Here is a 21468-nt window from a genome sequence, read left to right as displayed (position 1 = left end):
TGCTGACATCCCGGCGCACCACCAACCGGTCGAGCGCGCCCGCCGCCGGTACCGACGAAGCGACGAACTGAGAAGGAGAACAGCTGATGCACGAGACGAACAGGTTCGCGGCCAGTGTCATCGTCCACGACCTGGCCACCGACCGGATCGCCACCCTCCACTACGCCCAGCGCAGCTGGAGCCCCGGTCCGGCGTGGACGATCCCCGGTGGGAAGGTCGACCCGGGCGAGGAGATCCACATCGCCGCCGCGAGGGAGTTGCTGGAGGAGACCGGCCTCGTCGTCGCGCCCGCCGACCTGCGCCTGGTCCACACGGTCCAGGTGAAGGAGGGCTGGGACGGCAAGGGCGGGTTCCTGATGTTCGTGTTCGCGGCCTCCGCCTTCACCGGCGAGCTGGTCAACACCGAACCCACCAAGCACCTGGAGGTCCGCTGGGCACCGGCGACCTCGCTTCCCGGCCCGATGTTCCCGACGTCGAAGACGGCGCTGGAGGCGTACCTGGCCGGCGGTCCGGCGTTCGCCACGTACGGGTTCGACGACACCCCGGATCACCACCAGTTGGTCGAGGCGGAGGCGTGATCGGTACCGGAAGGCACCGGCGCCCGGCCGCTCCGGCAGCCGGCCTGGTCGACCTCGACCAGCGGCTGCGCGCCGTCGCCGACGGGACGCCGGTGGTCGAGGAGGGCGTCGCCCGGCTCGGTGGCGACGCCGTGTTCCTGTACCGGACCAGCTACGAGCCCGACGGCAGCGTGCACCAGGAGCTCACCCGGGCGGACGCGGTCGGCTGGCCGTTCCCCCCGCTGACCGGACCCACGTCTTCACCGACCGCGCCGCAGCCAGCCGCGGGGCCGCTCCGACTACGAAGAGGGGACTCGATGGAGGACTTGAGCGATCCGGACCCGTGGGATGCCGACTTCCGCGATGGCGCCCGCTTCCGCACGGTCACCGACAAGGAGGTTGACCTGCTTGCCCAGCACCTCCACCGCCCGATCGCTGGGCTGACGGTGCTTGACGTTTGCTGCGGCACCGGCGAGTTGACCTCAGCCCTCGGCGAGCGGGGCGCCACCGTCACCGGCGTCGACTTCGCCCCGACGGCGATCACTGCCGCCCGCGAACGGTGCGCCCACCTGCCCGGAGCGGTCTTCCGCGAACTCGACGCCAACCGTGCCCTGGACGAGCTGCCTGCCCACGGCTTCGACGTCGTCGCCTTCCGCCTCGCGCTGGCGTTCCTCGACCAGCAGGCTGTCCTCGCCGCCGCCCGCCGCCGGCTCACCCCGGACGGGCTGATCGCGGTGACCACCCCGCTCGCCGAGCGGCAGGCCGACGGCCGCCACCACATCGGCCTCGACCACACCGCCCTCCAGCAACTGCGCACCGGCTGGAGCGAGGTGACCGAGTACCCGCTCGGCTCCCTGCTCTGCCTGCTTCTGCGCCCCTGACCGCCGCCGTGCATGCCGCCCGCAGCACCCGGGGCGGCCCCGACCAATGGAGTGACATGTCCGACACCGAGCGACCCGGGCGTGCGGTGTTCTCGACCGCCGCCGGCGGACTGATCACCCGCGGCGACACCGACGTGCTGCTCGTCCACCACGGCCGCTCCCGCACCTGGGTCGTGCCCGGCGGCAAGGCCGAGTGGGACGAGCCCCCGGCTGCGACCTGCGCCCGCGAGCTCTCGGAAGAACTCGGCGTCCCGGTCACCGTCGGCCGTCTGCTCGTCTACAACTGGATGACCACCAAAGCGGAGCTGTTCCCCGGTGCCGCCGCGAACCCGTCGGCCTACCCCTGCAACGTGTTCACCTTCCACGCCACCCTCGCCCCCGGCGCGGAGGAGCGAATCCGTACGCCCGAGCGGGAGTTGCTGGGCTGGCGCTGGTGGGACCTCGACGAGGCGTGCACGGCCGACGTGATGGAGCCGTACAACGCCCGCAATCTGCGCGCCGCCCACGCCGCCCTGCGCGACGGCGGCACCGCGTACCTCCAATCGTGACCCCCAGGCGGGTTGCAGCCCGCACGACCGCGGCCTGACCGCCTCGCCCCCGCAGCCCGACCGCCGCCTCCCGCCATCCGGCAGCCGTCTGGAAGGACTACCAGTGACCAATACCCCTGCCCGGCCCCGCCCGGCCCTGCCCGAGGACGCCGAGGAACTGCTGCGCTTGCGCGTCGAAGTCCTCACCGGCGAGCCCGCCACCGAGCAGTGGCGCACCACGTTCCAGGCCGACATGCGCGAGCGACTGGGCGCCGACCCCACCCTGTTGGCGTTCGTCGCCGACGCCGAAGACAGCCGCTTGGCGGCCTGCGCGATCGGCATCATCTACCGCGGCTACGAGGGCCCCTTCTACCCCGGTGGCCTGTGGGGCAGGGTCCACACCGTGGTGACCGACCCGAAGCATCGCCGCAAGGGCATGGGTGAAGCCGTCACCCGCTCCCTGATCACCGCCCTCCAGGAGGCCGGCTGTTCCTCGGTGGAGCTGTCCGCCACCGACGAGGGACGACCGCTGTACGACAAGCTCGGTTTCACCCCAGCCCCGCACTACTTGACGCTGCGCCAGCCGCTGACAGCACCGGCGGTGCCCAGTGCGTGAGGCCGAGAGTGTGCTGGGGGTGTTCGCCCACCCGGACGACGAGTCCCTGTCCGCAGGCGGGCTCCTCGCCCGGCACGCGGCGGTCGGTGCCCGCACCGCCGTGGTCACAGCCACCTGGGGCCTCGGCACCGGCCGTGCCGCGGAGTTGGCCGAGGCACTGAAGGTCCTCGGGGCCGGACAGCCGAGGATGCTCGGCTACGCCGATGCCCGCGTCCCGGAATCGGCCCCGGGCTGCGCGCGGCTGCTCGACGCACCGCTCGACGAGGCGGTGGGCCGCCTGGTCGGGCATCTTCGCGAGTTCCGCCCGCAACTGGTGGTCACGCACGACGCGTACGGCGGGCTGACCGGCCACCCCGACCACCGACACACCCACCGGCTCACCATGCTCGCGGCCCACGCCGCCGGCCTCGAACTGCTCTACCCCGACGCCGGATCCCCGTGGCAGCCGAGCTTCCTCTGGGCAGCAACTCACCCGGCCTCCGCCGCCCGGGAGTTGGGGCAGGAGCTGATGAAACCAGGGCGGACGATGTTCAGCGTCCCGGACCACGTGGTCGACACGGCCCTGGACGTCAGGCCGTGGCTGGCACAGAAGCTCGCCGCGATCTTCGCCCACAGCAGTGAGGTCCGGCGTGGCGCCCTGCCGGGCCGTCTCGCCGCGTTGTCCGCCACCGACCGCGAGCGGCTGGTCGGCACCGAATGGTACGTACGCCACGACCTGCGCCCAGCGGCGGCGGACACGGAGGCCATGCGATGAGCGACCCTCGTCCTGGCGGCGTGCCCGCCGCGCTGGAGCGGCTCCTGCACCACGCCGCCATCGGACCCTGCACGGTGCTCGGCACCCACTACTCCGGCCGCACCGGCGAGCCGGTCGTCTGGGAACTCCAAGACCGGTACGGCCGACGGGTGTTCGGCAAGACCTACCGCGAGCAGCTGCCGTTCGCCCGCGAGGTGACCGCCTACACCAACCTGCTGACCACGCTCGGCCCCGGGCGGGCGCCACAGCTGCTCGGCCACGACGAGAGCGCCCGGCTGATCGTCACCACCGCCCTGCCCGGAACGCCGCTGCGCCACTTCCGGCTCGAGCCGGAACTGGAAGCCGAGGCGTACCGGCAGGCCGGTCACCTGGCCGCACAGCTGCACTCCCAGCCGCTGCCGCCCGACCCGGTGCCGGAGCGGCAGCCGTGGGCCGAGCAGCGCGCCGAGGCCCTGGCCACCGCCCGGGAACTGCGGCTGCCCGCGGAGGACGTGGAGCTGCTGGCGGACGCGATGGAGTTCGAGCCGCCCCGTCTGCCGCCCGCGGTGTGCCATGGCGGCTTTGGGCCCCGCAACTGGATCGTCCAACTCGACGGCGGCGTACTCCGCTTGGGGCTGATCGACTTCGAGCGCACCGGCGTCAGCGAGGGGGCCCGGCACGACCTGATGCGCCTGCTCTTCCAGCTCACCCCCGAACGCCCCGAGCTGCGGCAGGCGTTCTTCGATGGCTACGGCCGCCAGATGAGCGAGGAGGAGCAGGTCGCCGCCCGGGCGTACGCGGCACTCGACTGCCCCTCCGCCCTCGCCTGGGCAGCCCGTCACCGTGACGCCGAGATCCACCGCTACGGCCACACGATGCTCGCCCAGCTTCGCCGCTTCACCTGAACCAGCCCGCGCGCACCGCTCGGCGCCGACTATCGCCATCAATGAGGAGAGCCCAGACTTGAGTACCCCCTTGACCCGAGACCAGATGAGCCGCACCCCTGGGCCAGTCACCGACCGCCCGGTGGGAGGTGGGGCGTGAAGCTGCGACGGACCGGGAACGTTCCCGTGCCTGATGAGCCGTCGGCGAGTGAGCTGCTGCTGTTCGGCGGCCGGATGCGCTATGACTGGGGCTGGGCCCGGCACGAGATGGCCGGCGCCGACGTCACCTTCCTCGCCGTCGCCCGCGACCTGCCCGGCTTCCTGCGCCTGGCCGTGCGGATGACAGTCCAGGCTGACCGCCGGGCACTGGTGGCCCTGGTGGTGGCGGAGGTGCTGCGCGCGGTGGCCGGCGCGCTCGCGCTGCTGGCCACCAACTGGGTGCTGACCGGCCTGCTGGCCGACGGCGACGTCACCGATCGGCTGCGCACCGCCGCGCCCGCCATCGCCACCGTCGCCTGCGCCACCGGCATGGCCACCGCGTTGGGGACGGTGTCGTCCTGGGCCGCCGGACGCCTGGAGCCGAAGGTCTTCGGGATCGCCACCGCCTCCTACCTGCAGGTGGTCAGCCGCGCCGAGCTGGCAGCGGTCGAGGACCCCGAGTTCCTGAAGATCGTCGACTCCGCCCGGTTCGGCGCGATGTCCATCCAGCGTCTGGTCGGCCAGGCCACCTTCCTGCTGACCGCGCTGCTCGGCCTGGCTTCCGCCGGAAGCATCCTGACGGTCCTTCATCCCGCGCTGCTGCCGATGCTGGTACTGATCACCGCCCCGAGGGGCTGGTCGGCGGTGCGGGTGGCCCGCGCCCGCTACGCCTCCACCAAGGCGTGGTTGCAGCACTCCCGGGCATCCGGCGTGCTCGCGGACGTGCTGATGCGCCCGCACTCGGCCGCCGAGCTGCGGGTCCACAACTCCGGGCCGTTCCTGCTGCACCACTTCGTGGAGATGGCCCGCTCCGCCGAACGGGAGCAGGCCCGTCTCGCCGGCGCGAAGGCCCGCACCGACCTGCTGGGCTCCACACTGGCCGGCCTCGGGTTCACCGCCGCGTACGGCCTGCTCGGCCTACTGCTCTCAACCGGTGGGATGGACCTGGCGGTCGCCGCCACCGCCATCGTCGCTATCCGCACCGGCACCGCCAGCATCGGCAACATCGTCACCCAGATCAACGACCTCTACGAGGAGGGCCTGTTCGTCCGTGACCTCGCCGAGTTGCAGAGGGAGGGCGAGAAGCGGGCCATCCCCACCGGCGGTGTTCCGCTGCCCGAACGCCCCGAGGTGATCACCGTCGAGAACGTCACCTACACCTACGACGGCCGCGACACCCCGGCGCTGGAGAATGTCACCCTGACGATCCGCCAGGGTGAGGTCACCGCACTGGTCGGCGCGAACGGCTCCGGCAAGTCCACGCTCGTCAAGCTTCTGTCCGGCGTCTACCAGCCGGACGGCGGGAAGATCCTTTGGGACGAGGTCAGTATCGCCGAGGGCGACCGCGACCAGCTGTTCGCCTCCGTCACACTGCTGGCCCAGGACTTCCAACGCTGGCCCTTCACCCTGGGCACCAACGTCCGACTCGGCCGCCCCGAACAGCCCCTTACCGAAGGCCAGTTGGACGCCTCCGCCGACTACGCCGACCTGCACCCGGTGATCGGCGAGTTGAAGAACGGCTGGGACACCCTCGTCGCGAAGGGCTTCGAGGGCGGCGTCCAGCTCTCCGGCGGGCAGTGGCAGAAGACCGCCCTCACCCGCACCCACCTGCGCTCCACCACCACCGGCCCCGACGGGAGGCTGCCACACCTGGTCATCGTCGACGAGCCGACCTCCGCGATGGACGCCCAGACCGAAGTGGCCGCATTTGAGCGCATCCGGCAGCTCACCGAACTCGGCGCCACCGTCGTCCTGATCACCCACCGCCTGGCCGCCACCGCCAAGGCCGACCGCATCTACGTCCTCGACCACGGCCGGCTCATCGAACAGGGAACCCACGCCGAGCTGATGGCCCAACAGCCCACCACCCGCTACCGCCACGACTACCTGCTCCAGGCCTCCCAATACGAGACCACCCCCCTCCCGGGACAACGACGCCCCCAGGGCGAGCACGAAGCCGCAACCCCCTGAACCAGCAGCCACCCGGCACACCCCGAACGGCACCCAACCAAAGGCGGCGGAGAGCATCCGCCCATTGAGAAGAATCGAGAGCAGACATGCGACTCACCCTGCTGGTCCAGAATTTGGGCCACGGCGCCCTCTACGACGGCAACGGCAACCCCGACTACCGCTGGCCCGCTGTCGCCGAGGCGATCCGGGCACTGCCGGAGCAGCCCGACCTCGTGCTGTTCCAGGAGGCAGTCGACTGGGGACGCTGGGGACACAAGCATCTCGCCCAGGCGATGCACGACCTCGACATGGACGCCCCGCCGCTGCCGCCCAGCTCCTCGGGCTACGGCCCCGCCCTGCTCTACCGCAAGGAGACCGTCGGGCGCTGGCTGAACTGGAACCCCGACTTCGCCCACAAGGTCACCCACGGGTTCGGCGTCGCCACCTTCGACGTTGGCCTGCCCACGCCCCTGGCGGTCATCTCCGCCCACCTCGACCCGCACAGCGCCGAGATCGCCCTCGCCGAAGCCAAGTACATCGCCACCCGCGCGATGCGCTACGGCCCGTACGGGATCGTCGCCGGTGACCTCAACTACCCGCCCGCGCAAGGGCCTTCGGCTGACTTCTCCGCCATGAGGCCGTACAACTTGGCTGCCCGCACCATGCTCCCGGCGGACGCCTCCCAGGTCGGCAGCGCACCTGTTCCGGACCGGCGCATCGGCCTGAAGATGATGCAGACCGGCTTCGTCGATGCCGCCTGGCACCTGTACGAGAAGACCGGCGACCCCGCGCTGCTGGCCCGCACCGGAACAGACGACCGGATCGACCAGTGCTGGGTGAGCGGCCCCCTCGCCCCGGCCATCGTCTCCTACCGCACCCTCGACATGCCGAGCGACCACAAGGGTCTGCTGGTCCAGATCGACCCCGCTCTCGCCGACACCACGAACGTCTGGGAGTACCGGTGACACGGCATCCCGGGTAGCCCGGGGAAGGCGCTGTGGCCGCCACTCGGCAGCAGGTGGACATCCCCGATCGGTGTGATCAACTCCTAACCTCGTCCGGTGGCCTCATGGGTGGGTTAGGGTCCCGTCATGCCCCAGGCTCACGCTGACATCGCCGCTGCCTTGCGATCCGCCACCATCTCGTTCCTGCGCTCACCCCGGGGCCTGTCCCTGTGGTCCGCGATCGAGCAAGACGGCGGGCAGCGGTGGGTCGCACCGGCAGCCTGGGACACCCTGCCCGCACCGCAGCGGCTGCAGCGGATTCTGGCGGCCGAGGAGCGGCGGCTCACCGCCGGTTCGGCCTTCGGCCTCGACGAGACGGTGGTGGCCGCGGCCCGCGCCGTCGCCGAGCAGCGGTCCCTGGTCCTGCCGTTCACCGAGGCGGTCCTCCCGTCGGCGGCCGGCATCCTCACCAGCCAGGTCCCGCTGCACGACCTGAGCAATGGTGTGGTGATCGCGGCGACCTGGGGCCCCGCCCTGGAAGGTTTCGCCCCGGGCGTTCACCTCACCTGGTGGGCCGCCGGCCCCAGCGCAGACCTCCCGATCACACCGGAGTTCGACCTGCACCTGCCGTTCATGCCGGTCATCGACTCCCGGCTGCTGAACGGCGAACTACCCGCCCACCTGGAGTACTCCGCGCTGCCGCTGCGCACGATCGTCGCCGCCTGGTACGCGCTCAGCAGCGGCGACTTGGAGGTGCGGGAAGAGCGGGCGACGCCCACCATTGGTCGTCTGCTGGCCCAGCAGAAGGCGAAGAACCGCGCGGTCAACGTCACCCACGGGGCCTCGGTGGAGGCTGTCCACCGCAGCATCCTGGGCCGGGTCGCAGCCCAACAGGCTTGGTGCGAGGAGCAGTTCGACGGGATCAGCGGTGGTTTGGACGAACAGGGCTCGCCCCCCAGGTCGGTACCGTTCGGCCCGTTCGACCCGGCCCTCGACCCAGTTCTCGATGCCGAGCGGGCCTACATGGCCGGTCTCTACCGGGACGCCGCGACGCGCACTCACCGCCTGGAGCGGAGCATCAGCCAGGTCTACCCGGGCGTGTTCACCTTCCTGGAGGAGGAGCGCGTCCGTGAGTTCGGCCGGTGGCCGTCCTGGTGCTGGGTGCCGAGCCACGTCGTCGCGCACATCCTGAATCGGCAGTTCGGGGCGACAGAGGACCAGGCAGTCCACGACGCGGTGCGGATCGCGGCGGTCGGCGCGTGGCGCAGTGGCGGCCGCCACGTCGTGCTGCCCGACCACCGCACGGCGCCGCACACCGCCGACGACCCGATGCCCGTCGATCTGCCCGGGACGCTGCCGGTCCCCGGCATCGGGATGCTCTTCCCCCAGCCGGGCGCAGAGGCGCACTTGCTGCTCGCCCACCTGGATGCCGACGGCGCCAGCCCGACGGGGAAGATTGCGATCGTCGACGACAGCGGTGACCTGCTGCCGGACTTCAGGGCCCTGACCCACATGAGCCTGTTCCTGGCCCCTGGCACCCTCGTTCACGCCCTCAAGGCCACCATGGCGTACTACGACGATGCCGACCGCCGGGCGGGTAAGGAGGCGCTACCGGATGCCACGGAGGAGGAGTACCGTCAGCACGCCGACCTGCTGGGCAACTTCACCGAACGGCTCACCGCCGTGGCCTCCCCGGACGCGGTCTTCCTCGACGTGAGCCAAGCCGCAGCGAACGGTGCGCCGGTGGTGTGGCCGCCCCAGCCGAGCGGACATCCCGAGATCGTCCTGTGGATGCCGGGCACGCCCGTCTGACCGGCGGTCAGTCCTCGGTGCCGAACACCTCGGTCATCTGCCGCAGCATCTGCTTGTTCTGCCGGGCGATCAGCTTGTCCGCCCGGTCACCGAGCAGCGGGGTGGCCGGGTCCGGGCACTTCGCCCGGTGCGCGTCGAAGATCTCCCGGGCCAGCGTGGCGGCGGCTCGGGCCCGGGCCTTGTCCGCCGGATCAGCCTGCGGGCTCAGCCAGGCGGTCAGCTCACGCCGCTCGTCTGCGCCGTTGCCCTCCACGGCCCCGGTGGAGGCGAGCACGGCTGCCGGCATGGACGGCAGGTCGCGGGCGGCGAGGTCCAGCCGGACACCGCCGAGCTGGTCGGCCGGCAAGTCGTGTGCCAGTACCTGCTGGTAGAGGCCGCACGCCACCAACGTTGTGACGTGGCGGCCATCCGTGACGACCGGCTGGCGCTTGTCGTGGTACCAGCCGACGAGCTGGGTCGCCCACGCAGCGGCCTGCTCCCACCGAGCCTGGGGGCTGAGGTAGTCCGGCGCATCTGTGGGGCCCATACCGTGCCTTTCGATTCCAACTCAACGTCCGGCCACCGTAGCCACTCGAACCGCCCACTGTCCTGAAAACAACCGCACACCGAGCACCGGTCGAGTTGGCGCGAGCGGACCGCTGGTGTCGGGCGAAGGCTGCGCAGTGGCCCCAGTAGTGGACCGCTGCCGCACGCTCCTGCGCGGCTAGCACAACGGCGGTGACGGTCAGGCCGGGTGAAGCTCACGCACCAACTGATCGGCCTCGCGCCGGGCCGGACCCACCCGGGGATCGTCCGGATGCGCGTGCGGCCCGGCGATCTTCGCCAGCACGAACAGCCGCATCACCTTGCCGTCCCGGCTCTCCAGATCCGCCCGGCGCTCGTGCCGCACCCTGTCGGCAAGGTCCGGGACGGCCAGCGAGGCAGCCAACAGGGTGGCCGAGTCCAGCCCGCGCGGAGCCAACCCCCAGTCCTCCCAGTCGAACAGGCAGAACTCCGGCCCGGTCACGTTCGCCCAGTTCAGATCCGCGTGCGCCGGCACCCACCGCTCCACCACCGCGTTCGGCGCCTCCGGGAAGGCGGCCCGGATCGTCGCGTCCACCAGCTGCTCGGTGATCAGCTCGGTGTCGGGTGTCGCCACCCGCACCGTGGTCTGTCCGGCGAGCGCGTCCAGCGAGGAGTTCAGCGCCCGCCACCACGAACTGGACAACTCCGGGGCGGTGGCGACCACCGCTGTGCCGACCGGGCAGTCCGGCAGCAGCGTGGTCTCGTCCGCCCGCCAGATCGCACCATCGGCCGGGTCCTGCCACACGACCGAGCCCCACCAGGTCGGCATCGCGACATCCATCACGGCGGCTGCCGACTCGATGCCGTTCCACCCCTGCGCGCGAGCCCGCTCCCACGGCCGCCGCTCCACCCGCACCCAACTGCCCCGGTCGCTCCGGGCCCCGACCGAGCGCCGCTTGCGCACCACGCCCGCCCGGTCCAGCACCGTACCGAGGCGCTGCTCCACCCGGTCCAGCACGTGGTCGACGGGCACCCGCCGGAGGTCCACCACACGGTCGTCCGTAAGCGTCATGCCGGCGACCGTAGCAGCCAGCATCGCCGCGTACCTGGGAATGGGCTGGGCAGCGGGCACGATCTTCCCAGCCGAACCGTGTCAGTGCGGGGCTGGCGGGCTGCCAGTTACAGGGGGTGTTCACGCGGGCGAGGGCAGAGGTAGCGTTGTTGGTGGAGATTGTTACTTCGGATGCTTCCTTCTATACGGCGCAATCACCGCAGCGGACCGTATGCCCCGGACGTCGAATGGCTCGCAGGTCAAGGCTCCCGCTGTGGGAGAAGGTGAACCTGATGGCAGTCATGAGCCTTCCGGCGGGCTACACGAAGGCGGTGTGGGAGCGTCATATGCGGTCCCTCGTCAAGATCGCCGGGCCGTTGTCTGGCCACCAATTCCTTGCGGGCGACGGCATTGTCGCTGTCGTCGAGGACGGTGATCCGGACGAAGTCGAACTGGATGACGTCATCGACAGCACCGCCCACCGTATGCAGCTCGCGTCAGAGACCGTGATGCGGTACTACACCACGGCGCTTCGCTGGCCCGAGGCCAAGCGGGCCGCGGGTGTCGGGTTCACCGTCCATTTCACGCTCTCCTCTCATCCGCAGCGGTTCCGGGTCATCAAGAATCCCCCGCTGGACCCGGTGACGGGCGAGCACCGTTGGTCGGTGGACGCGGCCCGGCGGAAGATGACGCAGCTGACCCGGCACGCGGCAGACAGCGACGAGCGGCTGGAGCGCGCCGACAAAGTGCTGAAGGACGACGACGACGCGGCGGCGGAGGTCAGCCGTCTGATGAAGCGCGAGGGCGTGGCCCGCAAGGTCGTTGCGGATCCGAAGACCCGGCATGAGCTGCGCAAGGCGGAGTACGAGCACTGGCGCGCGGTAGAGCACGGCGAGGAAGAGGAGGAAGACTCCGGTTCCGCCCCGGGCAAGGCGGAGAAGCAGCAGAAGAAGAGCCGTGCTGTTGCGTCGCGCCCTCGCCAGGAGGCCGAGATCGTGGTGCTGCTCCAGGGGTTCGCTGGCTTCTTCGCCACCCTCCAGAAGACCATCCCCGAGATTCACGCCCAGGACTACACCCCGCAGACGAAGGCCGCCGTCCTGGAGGCCGTGGCCAAGGGCCGCGCGGTGCTGGACTGGTGCGAATCCGCGATCACCACGGGCCGCACCGGCATGGACCGAGACCTCGTACGGCTGCTGGAAGGCGGATGAGCATGAGATTACAGCGGCGGACACCAGAGGAAGCCGGCGAGGAGATATGGGCCAGAGTCGAGGCCGCCGGTGAAGAGGGAGCAACGGCCGAACAGGCCCGAGGCGACCTCACCACCCAGGAGTACGCGGACGGAAAAGCCTGGATAAGGGCGATCCGACCTAGACCGGCGTCCCGTCACCAGGATGGTGAACGGTAGCGGCTCGGCGAGATACCTGAATCGGGGACGAGTACGAGTAGGTGACAGGCATGACCAGGACGCGCCGTCGGGCGGCGCACGACACAGGCGAGGAGATCTGGGAACGGGTTGTGGCGACCGGCGAGGAAGGCGCCAGTATGGAGGAAGCAAAGGGGGATCTCACCGAGGCGCAATGGAACCTGGGAAAGAGGTGGATCAAGGATTACAAATGCAAAGATGAGGAGATGAGCTTCGCGCGGTTCCGGGACCACTACTTCGCCGGGAACGAGCAGGAGAAGTCTCTCTACAACCTGAGTGACATCTTCAAGGAGATAGACCATAAGCTGGCGCGGGCCCGCAGGAGTCTGCTGGAATACCTTCCTCCTGAGGCGATTGGCACCTACAGGGTCCAACTCGCCTTCGCACAGGTCGACGGAATCCTCGATCTCCTCGACCCCATGGAGAAGGCAGGCTACTCCTACGACACCGCCGAGGAGATCTACAAACACCTGGAAGACGAGGAGCGGGCAGACCAACCCCGGGCAAAAAGCACGAAGCAACCGCACGGAACCACGGCGTGACACTCCGGCGCCCTGGAGCAGCACTTGAGGCCGGGCTCGGTTGACCCCGGCCCGCTGCACCGCCCGGACTGTGGTGGCCGACCCCGCCGGTCCGGGCGATGCGAACGCCTGCGGACAATCGTGGTCGGGGCGAGGAGGAATCTCTCGCCCCTTCGCTCAGGCTTCGACGGGGTACGGCTCCACCCAGTAGTTGAACGGGCGCGCTGCACCACCGCGTCGCTGACGCTGTACTCGGCGGCGAGGGAGGGGAGGCGGGCGCCGGGCAGCCACTCGCCGCCCGTGACCCGGGTCCGCAGCGTATTTGCCGGGGTGTCCTGAACTCGGATGCCGATGGGATTGCTGGTCCCATCGCTGCTGGCTGCGGTACTCAGGCAGAGGGCGGCTGCGGCTTCGCGCTCGCTGCTGCGGGAGGGATGCTGAAGGTAGCGATTGCATTCCATCGCGTGTGGAGGAGGTGTCCTGATGGATGGGCACCCTGCATACCTGGATCTCGACCCGGCCGCCCGGGAGGAGTACTTCCGGCGTCTGCGGCGGCTCGTGACCAGGATGCATACGGAGGAGCGCAGGCTCGGCGAACTGGTCCTCGACCTGATCGGTCCGAGAGCGGCCGGGACTGATGACGACTTGCAGCAGTTCGCATTCGCGATCGGTTTCAGCCCCTATGACCTGGCCGACTATGCGCGAGCCGCTGCCCGTGACCGAGAACTGACTGCCGCCGTACGACCGGATCGGCCGCTGCGGCGCGAGGGGCCGCGCGGCACTGACGGGAGGGGCGGGTGATGACCCGGCGCAAGCTGGTCCCGGAGGTCTGGTACTGCAAGTACTGCTACCAGCGCCAGCCCACCGACATTGGTCCGGACGGCAGCATCGTCATCTGCAAGGTGTGCGGTTACGGCTTGGCCCCGCTCGAAGACGTCATCGCAGCCGGCTCCATGCTCACCTGGTACGAGGGGATCTGCGAGAAGTTCTACCGCAAGCACCTGGCCTACCTGGCACAGCATCAGACCGAGGGAGCACCTGGGCGCACTTCGGCACAGGCTGAGCCTTCCGCGAAACAAGTCGCCGAAGACACCCCCACGTCCCCGGACCGATGGCCGATGCCTTGCACGCCGCCGCGGCGAAGTGGCGCACCGTCGCCGACACCCACCACGCCACCGCCCGAACCGCCCAGGAGATCCTCGGATGAACCCCGACCAGGCCGCTCACGCCGCCGAACGCGAACGAATCACAGCCGCCATCGACCGTCTCCTGGCCAGCTCCCCGACCAGCTCCAGCGGCAGCCTCACCGTCGAAGGCCTGGCCGCCGAGGCGGACGTCCACCGCATGGCGCTCTACAAGCGCCACTCCGACCTCCGCGAACTCTTCAATGAGCGCGTCCGCACCGAGACCCGGCAAATGCCGGAAAGCGAAAGGCGACTGCGCATGGAGAACGCCAAGCTCCGGCAATCCCTCAAAGACGCACGCGCTGGCGAAGCAGAAGCCCGATGGAGCAACGAGCAGACCATTCTCGCCGCAGCCGTCCTTGCCGCCACCGCAGAGCGGAACCCATTTCGATCGAAATCTAGGGCTGCGGGGAACGTGATTCCCCTCAGGACTTCCACCGGGGAGTCATCGGCAACTCCGCCTGAACGCCGTTGAGTTGCCCATGAGACTGCCTCGAAGGATCTCAACGGCATGGCTAATTTCCAGAGAAGCCGCCACTTAAATCCTCGTAAACCCTCCCTCGCAGAACCAATCATCCCCTGCGAGGGCAGCGAAGGTCACCCCCTCCCAGCCGTTGATCCGCGATTCGAAGCGCGTTTCTGCCTCACCGAGTAGATAGGCATGCACAGCATCTGAACCAGCAGCCCAGAGCAAATTCTTGACCCCATAGAGGATGTCGCTCACTAGCCTGTTTGCTTGAGTGCCGAAAACTCTCCCCAACTCGAATCGTTCGAAATGATGCTCCACCCTCTCAGTGATAATCTGATCCCAAGTCCCAGGAGGCTCGACAAAAAACTCGAGCGTTGGCTCCGTCGCATGCTGGACTCTGGCATTCAGCCACCGAACATCGTCGATTCGGTCATAATATGGGTGAATTAGGAGCGACTCGATGGAAGTCGCAACAAAGCTTTTCTTGATTTCATTGCAGTCCTTGCAGACTGGGATCAGATTCAGGGGCGTCACACATAGCGCCGGATAGCTCGCCTTTGGCAAGTAATGGTCCAACTGTCGGACGATTCCATGTCCACAGAAGGGGCAACGTCTATAGGCTGGCGCAGCCATCAGCATATCGTAAATATCGCGCCCGGCCCTGTTCTGGACCATCCCTTGCCCGTAGATGACCGTGTATGCCTCAGCATCATCGAACCCCGTCACTTTGAAGTCCTCTGCCATGAGTCCAGGCAGAGAGCCTTCACAGGCCGCCGCTTCAAAACGTTGCGAGGCCGCGCTGATTCCGGCGGCGGCAGTAGCCAATAGGGTGCGGTATGCCCTTGCCGGCTGCCCGTTCTTCGCGGACTTATCCCGAATGCTGCCTGCACATGCCGTATAGCAGTCATCGGCCGTAACGGCAGGAGGGTCAAGCGGCCACATCAGGGCCGCCTCATACGGGACGCCGTGGCCAAAAGCACACGGACAAGGCCCTTGGCCTCACCCCCCAGCTGCCCACCGAAGTGCGCCAGTACTGCCTCGTAGGTGCCGAACTGCTCGACAGCTCGCCGCAGCTCATGATGGAACCCGGATTCCATCACCTCTAGGCCAAATACCTCGTGCGTTAGCACCCCTACATTCTCTCCAAAGGTCTCGATCTCAGGCCGCTCGGGAGCGCGAAAATCGTCCCAGCCGGTGATTTTCCATACGCACCGCTGGGGCACCTCCTGAAGTACCACCGGCGAGTGTGTCGCAATGATCGCCACGCCATTGCGGTCAATTAGCAGGTCTGATAGGGAACGAATGAACGCCGCCAAGAGCGGCGGGTGGAGGTGCGTCTCGGGCTCATCAAGCAGAACGATGGACCCTTCGGCTACAGTCTCGACAAGACGGGTCAGCGTGAGAAGGACAATCTTGTGACCTGCACTCAGCTGTGAAAAGAGGGCGGCAGAATCCTCGCGCAGGTTCTCCAGCGCCTCCTCGCTGTAAAACTCGATACGCGCAGACCCAGGATCGAGAAGAGAATCGGCCCGGATACGCTCAAAGTGCGGATCGCTCTGCAGTAGCCGCACAGCACGGAGCCACCGCATCGCTCTGCCGAATCCTACAACCCGTGTAATGCTTTTACAGAAATCATCCGATAGTTGCGCGCCAAGGTTCCTCGGCCCTTCGACCGCGCGGCCATTCAATCGATGCAACCCGATGAAAGCGCGACCGATAAGGTCATCGCGAGCTTCTTCATCCAGGGGCAAGTCGAAGGTATCGAAAGCACTGAATGAGACAGTGATGCAATTGGTGAAGATCAATGCGGGAGAATCAATCATCTCGGCTGATCCCCACGTCGTCGGCCCCGGGGAATGGATAGTCGAATAAGCGATATTCCTCAGGATGGTGGTCTTCCCAGACCCGTTGCGGCCGATCAACACGTGCAGGTTTGTCGGCGGAGTTGCGCCGACCTTAACGGTAAAGTCGAGGGCTTTGCTGGGGCGCTCGCTAGCTTCGTCTTCGAACGGCGGCGGCGGCGTATATCGAAACTCATAGTCCGTCAAGGTTGCTCCGCCCCCAGCAATCCTCCTGAATTGGTTTTCTACAGTTGGCCGCTCAACCGCGCGAAGCAGGGAGGTCTGAGTCACCTCCTCGCCGAAGACTGCATCGAAGATCTCGGGAGCGAATGCGATGTCACGAAGACCCTTGAGGATAGAAATGCGACTACTGTCCCCTAGATCTCGGATCGCCTCATAGTAGGAATCATCTTGACCCAAGGAAAAACATTCCTGGTCAATTGCCTCGAAGGAACCAGGCTCGATCGGGCGCTGATGAATATCCAAGCCTCGTCGGCCAACTTTTACCTGCCCCAGCGGCTTGGTATTCCCAAGCCCATCGCGGAACCACAGGTCATACATTGTGACGAAGCTGTAGTCGTTCCAGCCATCCGGCACGAGGAAGAGGCATCGAGGACCGTTATCCAGCGGGAAGCGGCGCTCAGCTAGAACCTCAAACTTCATGGCTCTCCAGGTCTCTGTCGCAGACAGCGGCTGCAGGAATGGCTGCCGCGTGCCCGCCAGCACAGCACACCCCGGGCCAACTATCCAGATCGGCGCCACCGCGGCTGATCCGGCACCAGTTCCTCCGCTTTCACACGGCATCCGGCTGTTCAGTGGCAGGTTCCCTAAGTCGACGCTCCACCACCTCAGCTGTCGGCCCTAGCCGTGAACATACTGACTTGACAAGGAATCGTCGCGCAGCAGCCCGAGAACCTGGGCCTCATCGGCGCTGACGGTAGCCGCGCGTAGACGAGGGCTGCCCGGTTCGGCGGTGTCCGGGGTGCCGGGGCGGGCGAGGAGGATCGGCCTGTCCTGCACGAAGTAGGCCATGGTGACGGGGCCAGGCCGGCGGCACAGCACCGACCACTGCCCGGCGGACCCCGGGCGGACCCCGAACGGAGCGTCGGGGTCGAGGTGGAGCTGCAAGCGGGGGCGGGGCTCGGGCACGTAGGTGCCGGACCCGACCCGGCCTTCCAGCAGGCCGTCGCGGATCAGCGCCTCCTGTGCGCGCTGCACCACCGCCTCGCCGACCCCATACTCTGCGGCGAGAACGGTGCGGGAGGGCAGGCGGGTGCCCGGGCACCACTCGCCGGAGGTGACCCGGGTCCGCAGCGCCTCGGTAACGGCAGTGTGGGCGGACTGCTGGCCGCGCGGCATCGGCTCTCCTTCGTCCGTGGGCTTTCGGGCCACCGTAACGCCCACCTCGCCGTGACGTGCAGCAGACCGTCAGGTAGCGCCAGCCTTGCCCACTGCCTGCGCCGCGGTCCCTGGGCGCACCATCATGGACAGGACCCTGTAGCTGCCGCCGGGGGCACACGAGAGGGAGCGCGCACGATGACACCCACCGCGGGCCCTGACCCGCAGCATCAACAGCCCACCGCGCACTGGCCGGTGAAGCTGACCACCGAACGGCTTCGGCTGCGGCCCGTAGAAGCCGGCGACCTGCCGATGCTGCGCCGATTGCTGACCGACGTCGCCGTGCGCGAGTTCCTCGGTGGGCCCGTCCCCGAGGACCGGATCGAGCAGTGCCTCACCAACGAGGTCGGCAAGACCGGGCACTTCACCGTCACCCTGGCCGCTGGCGAGGTGGTCGGCCGAGTCACCGTCGATCCCGACCACCGCGCCGACGGCCGGTCGGAGATCTCGTACGCCTTCCTTCCGGAGCAGCAGGGGTACGGATTCGCGCGGGAGGCCGTCGCCGAGGTTCTGTCCTGGGTGGCCTCCGTGTTGCCCGCCGAGCACCAGGTCGGCGCTGTCACCCAGGCCGCCAACTCCCGTTCCCGTCACCTGCTTCGGCGCCTCGGCCTCTTCGAGAGCGCCCGCTTCACCGAATACGGAGCCGAGCAAGTCCTCTACCTGTACGACCCGCCCGCCCGAACCGGCGCCGACCGTCCAGGCAGGTGGCGCACCGTCAACCGTCAGGTTCTGCACGACGGCCCGCACATCCGGCTGCTGTCCGACACCGTGGCTGGGCCGCACGCCCCGGACCGATACGAGCACATCGCCGTGGCGGACGCCGTGCGGGTCGTCGCCCTCGATGACAGTGGCAGCATCGTGCTCGTCGAGGACGAGTTCTATCTGCCGGACCGCCGGATGCTCCACCTGCCTGGCGGCGGCGTCGAGCCCGGCGAGGACCTGGTCCACGCGGCAGCACGGGAGTTGGAGGAGGAGACCGGTCTGCGGGCAGCGCGCTGGGAGCACCTCGGGGTGATCCATCCGCTCCCGTCCTGCACCGCCGCCACCACAACCCTGCTCCTGGCCACCGGGATCGGGGCCGGTGTCATGCGCCGGGACACCACCGAGGTGGGCATGACCATGCAGCGCGTCCCGCTGGGCGATGCCCTGGCCCGAGTGCTGGCCGGGCAGATCACCGAGGCGGGCAGCGTCGCCGCGATCCTGCACGCCCACCACCACGTGAGCGCCGGATCGAGGGACGATGCCACCCACACCAGCTGAGACGGCCTGGGCTCTCTACTGTGCGCTCCACGACCTGGCGGCCGGCCACGTCGTCGGCCAGATCACCGACAGCGTCGACCAGACTGAGGACATCGGTGAACACTTCGACGCCCTCGACCTCCATCACCTTGCGCTCTCGGGGCAGATCCGATCGCTGATCGCCGACTGGCCCCGCAATCCCTCCGGATGCCTACCTGGCCTGCTCGACCGGCTCGATGACCTCTCGGCGCTCACCGGCGGTCACCTTCCGCTGCCCGTCCCGCCACTGCTGGAGACCTAACCGCGAGTAGGGTGCCAGCGCGGCGACGGTGCTCCGCGTTCAAGGGCGGCCCGGGCGTACCGCCCTGGTACTACCAGCTGCTCGGCCTCTGGGCCGACGGTGCGCTCGATGAGGGTGACCGCCTCGTCGCACAGCAGTCCGCGGGTATCCGGTAGAGGCGGGCGGTGTCCACAGCCGTCAACTCGGTGCGCAGCAATGGTCCCCAGCTGCTGGACGCGCGGTGGCGGACCCGTTCGGTGCAGCCGATGCCCCGCCGTAGCCCCGGCCCGGCGCAGGGCGCCGCAGTAGCCGGCGCGGAGCGGGTGATCGACGGCCTGTACGCGCTGGCGCCGAGCGACTTCACCCGGGTCCGTGACGACGCCGCAGCCGAAGCCCGCCGAGCGGGCGGGGTCGCCGCCCGCATCGCCATGGCAAATTACTTCCTCCAGGGCGGCCCGCAGTGACTCTCCCCGTGATGCACGCGGTGATCCACCAGGATGCCCGCACCCCAGGGGGGAGCACATCATCGTGATCGAGACCGAGCATCGCGCCCCCGGACAGACACCCGAACGGTCGCCCCCTTCCAGGCCATGTGGCTCTCGATCTCGTCACCAGCATTGATCCGTCGGCTGGTGAACCCCACCCGCACCCCCTGACCCAACACGACGGCCCCAGGTCAGCACTGCTCGCACAGTGCTGACCTGGGGCCTTTTCGTTATTTTAGGACCCGGCTGCCTTGCCCGACTTTCTCTGGGGGCTTCCACCCTCGGGGCTTGGCCCATTCGATTACGACACGCTCAGACGTAATGTGCTGACCGCTGTAGTCGGCCTGGCGAAGGAACACCTTGTCGATGGCCAGGCGCAGGAGCTGGCCCCGGTANTCGATTACGACACGCTCAGACGTAATGTGCTGACCGCTGTAGTCGGCCTGGCGAAGGAACACCTTGTCGATGGCCAGGCGCAGGAGCTGGCCCCGGTAGGTGTCCCCTGATGTATCCCACAGTTTGGTACACCGCTCTGGGTCTGTGAGGACTGAGATGTCGCCGAGCGGCTGTGCGATGTTCTCCCATTCTCTGCGCGCCGATTCAACGTCCTCAACAGCGATTCTGCGGTGCRTGAGGAAGGTTGATTCTCCATCCCGGCCCGGGTATGCCCCGCCTGCATTGAGTCGATCAAGGCGTTCGACGGCTTCCTCTGCAACCTTGATTTGGCCTCGTGCCGCCGCTTCGGCCTGGCTCTCCTCAGGGTGTGACAACTCGACCCAGCGTTCAGCGACAGCAAGCATGGTGGGATCTCCGGGATCCTTCGCAGCCAGTCTTTTCTTCCATTCGGCCAGTACGACCCGCAAAACTCCGCCACGCTGAACGTAGGCGGGTGCTTCGCAAGGAATACCAGCGATGATGTTGGAGCAGCGAAAAGAGTGACTGACGGAATTTGCACGATGGCCCATCTTGCTATCGAAGCCACCCCCCACGCACCACGTCATGCCAGCGACGGGATGTTGCTCGGGCTGCGGGTATTCGTCATGCCTGGCCCCGAATCCTTCGGCCCGCTCGAATCCTGCGGCGATGCGGCGGTGCTTGTCCCAAGTCGCCTTGGAAATCCCTTCGAAGCCCTTGGCGAAGACCCGGATCGGCTTGCCCTTGCTATTCAGGTAGATCTGGGGTGTCCCCTTGACGCTAATGGTCTGCCATCCGAGATATACGGGGTTTCGCAAGATCTTGCCGACGCTGCTCACCCGCCAAGGTCCGCCCCAGGGTGCGGTGTAGCCGTCTGCGGTTAGTCCCAGGGTGATCTGCCGTTGGGATCGGCCCTGGGCGGCCTCCTCGTGGATGCGCTCAATAATGTGCCAGCTCTTACTGCCCTTTAGCTTTCGCTTCTTGGTCGCTTTCAATCCGTACGGCACAGTACCGAGCCACTTGCCGGCGTCGCGGTCCTCGGCTTTGGTGTCCCGTACCTTCTCCGACAAGATCCGGCTGTACTCGCGGGCCTCTTCGGCCTTTCCGACGATCCGAGAGCGGTCGGCGGGGACCTCGGTGTCCAGGCGGTCCAGATCAAAGTAGAGACGCTTGCCGGGGGAGTCCAAGATCTTGAGTACGTCCCCCGCGCCCTTGCGGCTGTACCGAGAGGAGTCGTAGACCCACAGGCAGTCCGACTCGCCATCGAGCAGTGCGAGTACTGCCGCATCGAACTCGGGACGCTTGATCCCTGTTTTGTAGGCGCTCAGGTTCTCGCGGAAGATGTGACGGATCTCGTATCCGTTTGCCCTGCCCCACGCCCGGCCTTTCGTCTCCTGGGCCTTGAGGGACAGGATGTCCCGTGTCGGAGTGCTGCGGACGACCTGCGACTTCCGCAGGAGAAGATCTAGGTAACGGACCTGACCGGGTGCCTTGCGCGCCATCTCTCCACTCTCCGTTCGGTGGCACGCGTCCGCACCCTGGAGATGGACGTCTGAC

The 21468-nt window shown here is 68.0% G+C and carries 22 protein-coding genes; 16 read left to right on the top strand and 6 right to left on the bottom strand.

The window, feature by feature from the left end; all coding sequences use genetic code 11:
* The first annotated feature begins 86 nt into the window (after nucleotides 1-86).
* The 9 genes from ASC99_RS07185 (at nucleotide 87) to ASC99_RS07145 (ending at nucleotide 9102) form a co-directional block, all read left to right on the top strand.
* Entirely contained in the window at nucleotides 87-578 is a 492-nt protein-coding gene (locus ASC99_RS07185; RefSeq protein WP_057229551.1) for an NUDIX domain-containing protein, read from the top strand.
* On the top strand, nucleotides 575-1438 hold the full coding sequence (locus ASC99_RS07180) for a bifunctional 2-polyprenyl-6-hydroxyphenol methylase/3-demethylubiquinol 3-O-methyltransferase UbiG (protein WP_057229549.1): 864 nt from the start codon (nucleotides 575-577) through the stop codon (nucleotides 1436-1438). Before ASC99_RS07185 ends, ASC99_RS07180 begins: the two co-directional genes overlap by 4 nt.
* Nucleotides 1439-1494: 56 nt before the next feature.
* A complete protein-coding gene (locus ASC99_RS07175) occupies nucleotides 1495-1986 on the top strand; it encodes an NUDIX domain-containing protein (protein WP_057229547.1) in 492 nt (163 codons plus the stop codon).
* Nucleotides 1987-2089: 103 nt separating this feature from the next.
* On the top strand, nucleotides 2090-2581 hold the full coding sequence (locus tag ASC99_RS07170; RefSeq protein WP_057229545.1) for a GNAT family N-acetyltransferase: 492 nt from the start codon (nucleotides 2090-2092) through the stop codon (nucleotides 2579-2581).
* On the top strand, nucleotides 2574-3335 hold the full coding sequence (locus tag ASC99_RS07165; RefSeq protein ID WP_057229543.1) for a PIG-L deacetylase family protein: 762 nt from the start codon (nucleotides 2574-2576) through the stop codon (nucleotides 3333-3335). The genes ASC99_RS07170 and ASC99_RS07165 overlap by 8 nt, the downstream gene beginning before the upstream one ends.
* Complete coding sequence (locus tag ASC99_RS07160; RefSeq protein ID WP_162257857.1) at nucleotides 3332-4219, top strand: aminoglycoside phosphotransferase family protein; 888 nt, start codon at nucleotides 3332-3334, stop codon at nucleotides 4217-4219. The genes ASC99_RS07165 and ASC99_RS07160 overlap by 4 nt, the downstream gene beginning before the upstream one ends.
* A 165-nt stretch (nucleotides 4220-4384) precedes the next feature.
* On the top strand, nucleotides 4385-6367 hold the full coding sequence (locus tag ASC99_RS07155) for an ABC transporter ATP-binding protein (RefSeq protein ID WP_235502985.1): 1983 nt from the start codon (nucleotides 4385-4387) through the stop codon (nucleotides 6365-6367).
* 86 nt (nucleotides 6368-6453) lie between these two features.
* Nucleotides 6454-7311 (top strand): endonuclease/exonuclease/phosphatase family protein, encoded by an 858-nt coding sequence (locus tag ASC99_RS07150; protein ID WP_057229537.1) that lies wholly within the window; start codon nucleotides 6454-6456, stop codon nucleotides 7309-7311.
* A gap of 126 nt (nucleotides 7312-7437) precedes the next feature.
* Complete coding sequence (locus ASC99_RS07145) at nucleotides 7438-9102, top strand: hypothetical protein (protein WP_057229535.1); 1665 nt, start codon at nucleotides 7438-7440, stop codon at nucleotides 9100-9102.
* A 7-nt stretch (nucleotides 9103-9109) separates the two neighbouring features.
* Here the strand turns inward: ASC99_RS07145 and ASC99_RS38300 are convergent, their stop codons facing one another.
* On the bottom strand, nucleotides 9110-9628 hold the full coding sequence (locus tag ASC99_RS38300) for a hypothetical protein (RefSeq protein WP_057229533.1): 519 nt from the start codon (nucleotides 9626-9628) through the stop codon (nucleotides 9110-9112).
* A 198-nt stretch (nucleotides 9629-9826) separates the two neighbouring features.
* Entirely contained in the window at nucleotides 9827-10678 is an 852-nt protein-coding gene (locus ASC99_RS07135; RefSeq protein ID WP_057229827.1) for a hypothetical protein, read from the bottom strand.
* 272 nt (nucleotides 10679-10950) lie between these two features.
* Between ASC99_RS07135 and ASC99_RS07130 the strand changes: the two genes are divergently transcribed.
* From ASC99_RS07130 to ASC99_RS07115, 4 genes are all read left to right on the top strand, one after another.
* The gene (locus ASC99_RS07130; protein WP_157531407.1) at nucleotides 10951-11865 is read left to right on the top strand and encodes a DUF6192 family protein; all 915 of its coding nucleotides are present in this window, start codon (nucleotides 10951-10953) and stop codon (nucleotides 11863-11865) included.
* Nucleotides 11866-12112: 247 nt separating this feature from the next.
* Nucleotides 12113-12622 carry a hypothetical protein gene (locus ASC99_RS07125; protein WP_057229529.1) on the top strand — a complete coding sequence of 170 codons (510 nt, stop codon included), beginning with the start codon at nucleotides 12113-12115 and terminating at the stop codon, nucleotides 12620-12622.
* A 462-nt stretch (nucleotides 12623-13084) separates the two neighbouring features.
* Nucleotides 13085-13402, top strand: a complete 318-nt coding sequence (locus ASC99_RS07120; RefSeq protein ID WP_057229528.1) for a hypothetical protein — start codon at nucleotides 13085-13087, stop codon at nucleotides 13400-13402.
* Nucleotides 13403-13804: 402 nt separating this feature from the next.
* Nucleotides 13805-14260 carry a hypothetical protein gene (locus ASC99_RS07115; RefSeq protein WP_057229526.1) on the top strand — a complete coding sequence of 152 codons (456 nt, stop codon included), beginning with the start codon at nucleotides 13805-13807 and terminating at the stop codon, nucleotides 14258-14260.
* 63 nt (nucleotides 14261-14323) lie between these two features.
* Here ASC99_RS07115 and ASC99_RS38295 read toward each other — a convergent pair whose 3' ends face one another.
* The 3 genes from ASC99_RS38295 to ASC99_RS07105 all read right to left on the bottom strand — a co-directional run bounded on the left by ASC99_RS38295 (nucleotide 14324) and on the right by ASC99_RS07105 (nucleotide 17454).
* Nucleotides 14324-14998 (bottom strand): HNH endonuclease, encoded by a 675-nt coding sequence (locus ASC99_RS38295; RefSeq protein ID WP_157531406.1) that lies wholly within the window; start codon nucleotides 14996-14998, stop codon nucleotides 14324-14326.
* 197 nt (nucleotides 14999-15195) lie between these two features.
* A complete protein-coding gene (locus tag ASC99_RS40120) occupies nucleotides 15196-16758 on the bottom strand; it encodes an AAA family ATPase (RefSeq protein ID WP_063857009.1) in 1563 nt (520 codons plus the stop codon).
* A 198-nt stretch (nucleotides 16759-16956) separates the two neighbouring features.
* Nucleotides 16957-17454, bottom strand: coding sequence for a GntR family transcriptional regulator (locus tag ASC99_RS07105; protein WP_057229522.1), 498 nt, complete (start codon nucleotides 17452-17454; stop codon nucleotides 16957-16959).
* Between the two features lie 177 nt (nucleotides 17455-17631).
* On the opposite strand from ASC99_RS07105, the gene ASC99_RS36935 reads away from it, so the two are divergent.
* From ASC99_RS36935 to ASC99_RS07090, 3 genes are all read left to right on the top strand, one after another.
* Entirely contained in the window at nucleotides 17632-18753 is a 1122-nt protein-coding gene (locus ASC99_RS36935) for a GNAT family N-acetyltransferase (protein ID WP_057229520.1), read from the top strand.
* A complete protein-coding gene (locus ASC99_RS07095; protein ID WP_057229518.1) occupies nucleotides 18734-19033 on the top strand; it encodes a hypothetical protein in 300 nt (99 codons plus the stop codon). The genes ASC99_RS36935 and ASC99_RS07095 overlap by 20 nt, the downstream gene beginning before the upstream one ends.
* Before the next feature lie 164 nt (nucleotides 19034-19197).
* Nucleotides 19198-19476 (top strand): hypothetical protein, encoded by a 279-nt coding sequence (locus tag ASC99_RS07090; protein ID WP_057229516.1) that lies wholly within the window; start codon nucleotides 19198-19200, stop codon nucleotides 19474-19476.
* Between the two features lie 417 nt (nucleotides 19477-19893).
* On the opposite strand, the gene ASC99_RS42045 is transcribed toward ASC99_RS07090, so the two are convergent.
* On the bottom strand, nucleotides 19894-21413 hold a 1520-nt coding region (locus ASC99_RS42045), incomplete at its 3' end, for a recombinase family protein (protein WP_369825079.1).
* Between the last annotated feature and the right edge of the window lie 55 nt (nucleotides 21414-21468).

The organism is Kitasatospora sp. Root107 (assembly GCF_001424875.1).
GTDB lineage: Bacteria > Actinomycetota > Actinomycetes > Streptomycetales > Streptomycetaceae > Kitasatospora.
The sequence above is the reverse complement of the archived record's forward strand: the minus strand, read 5'-3'. Positions and strand labels throughout refer to the sequence as shown.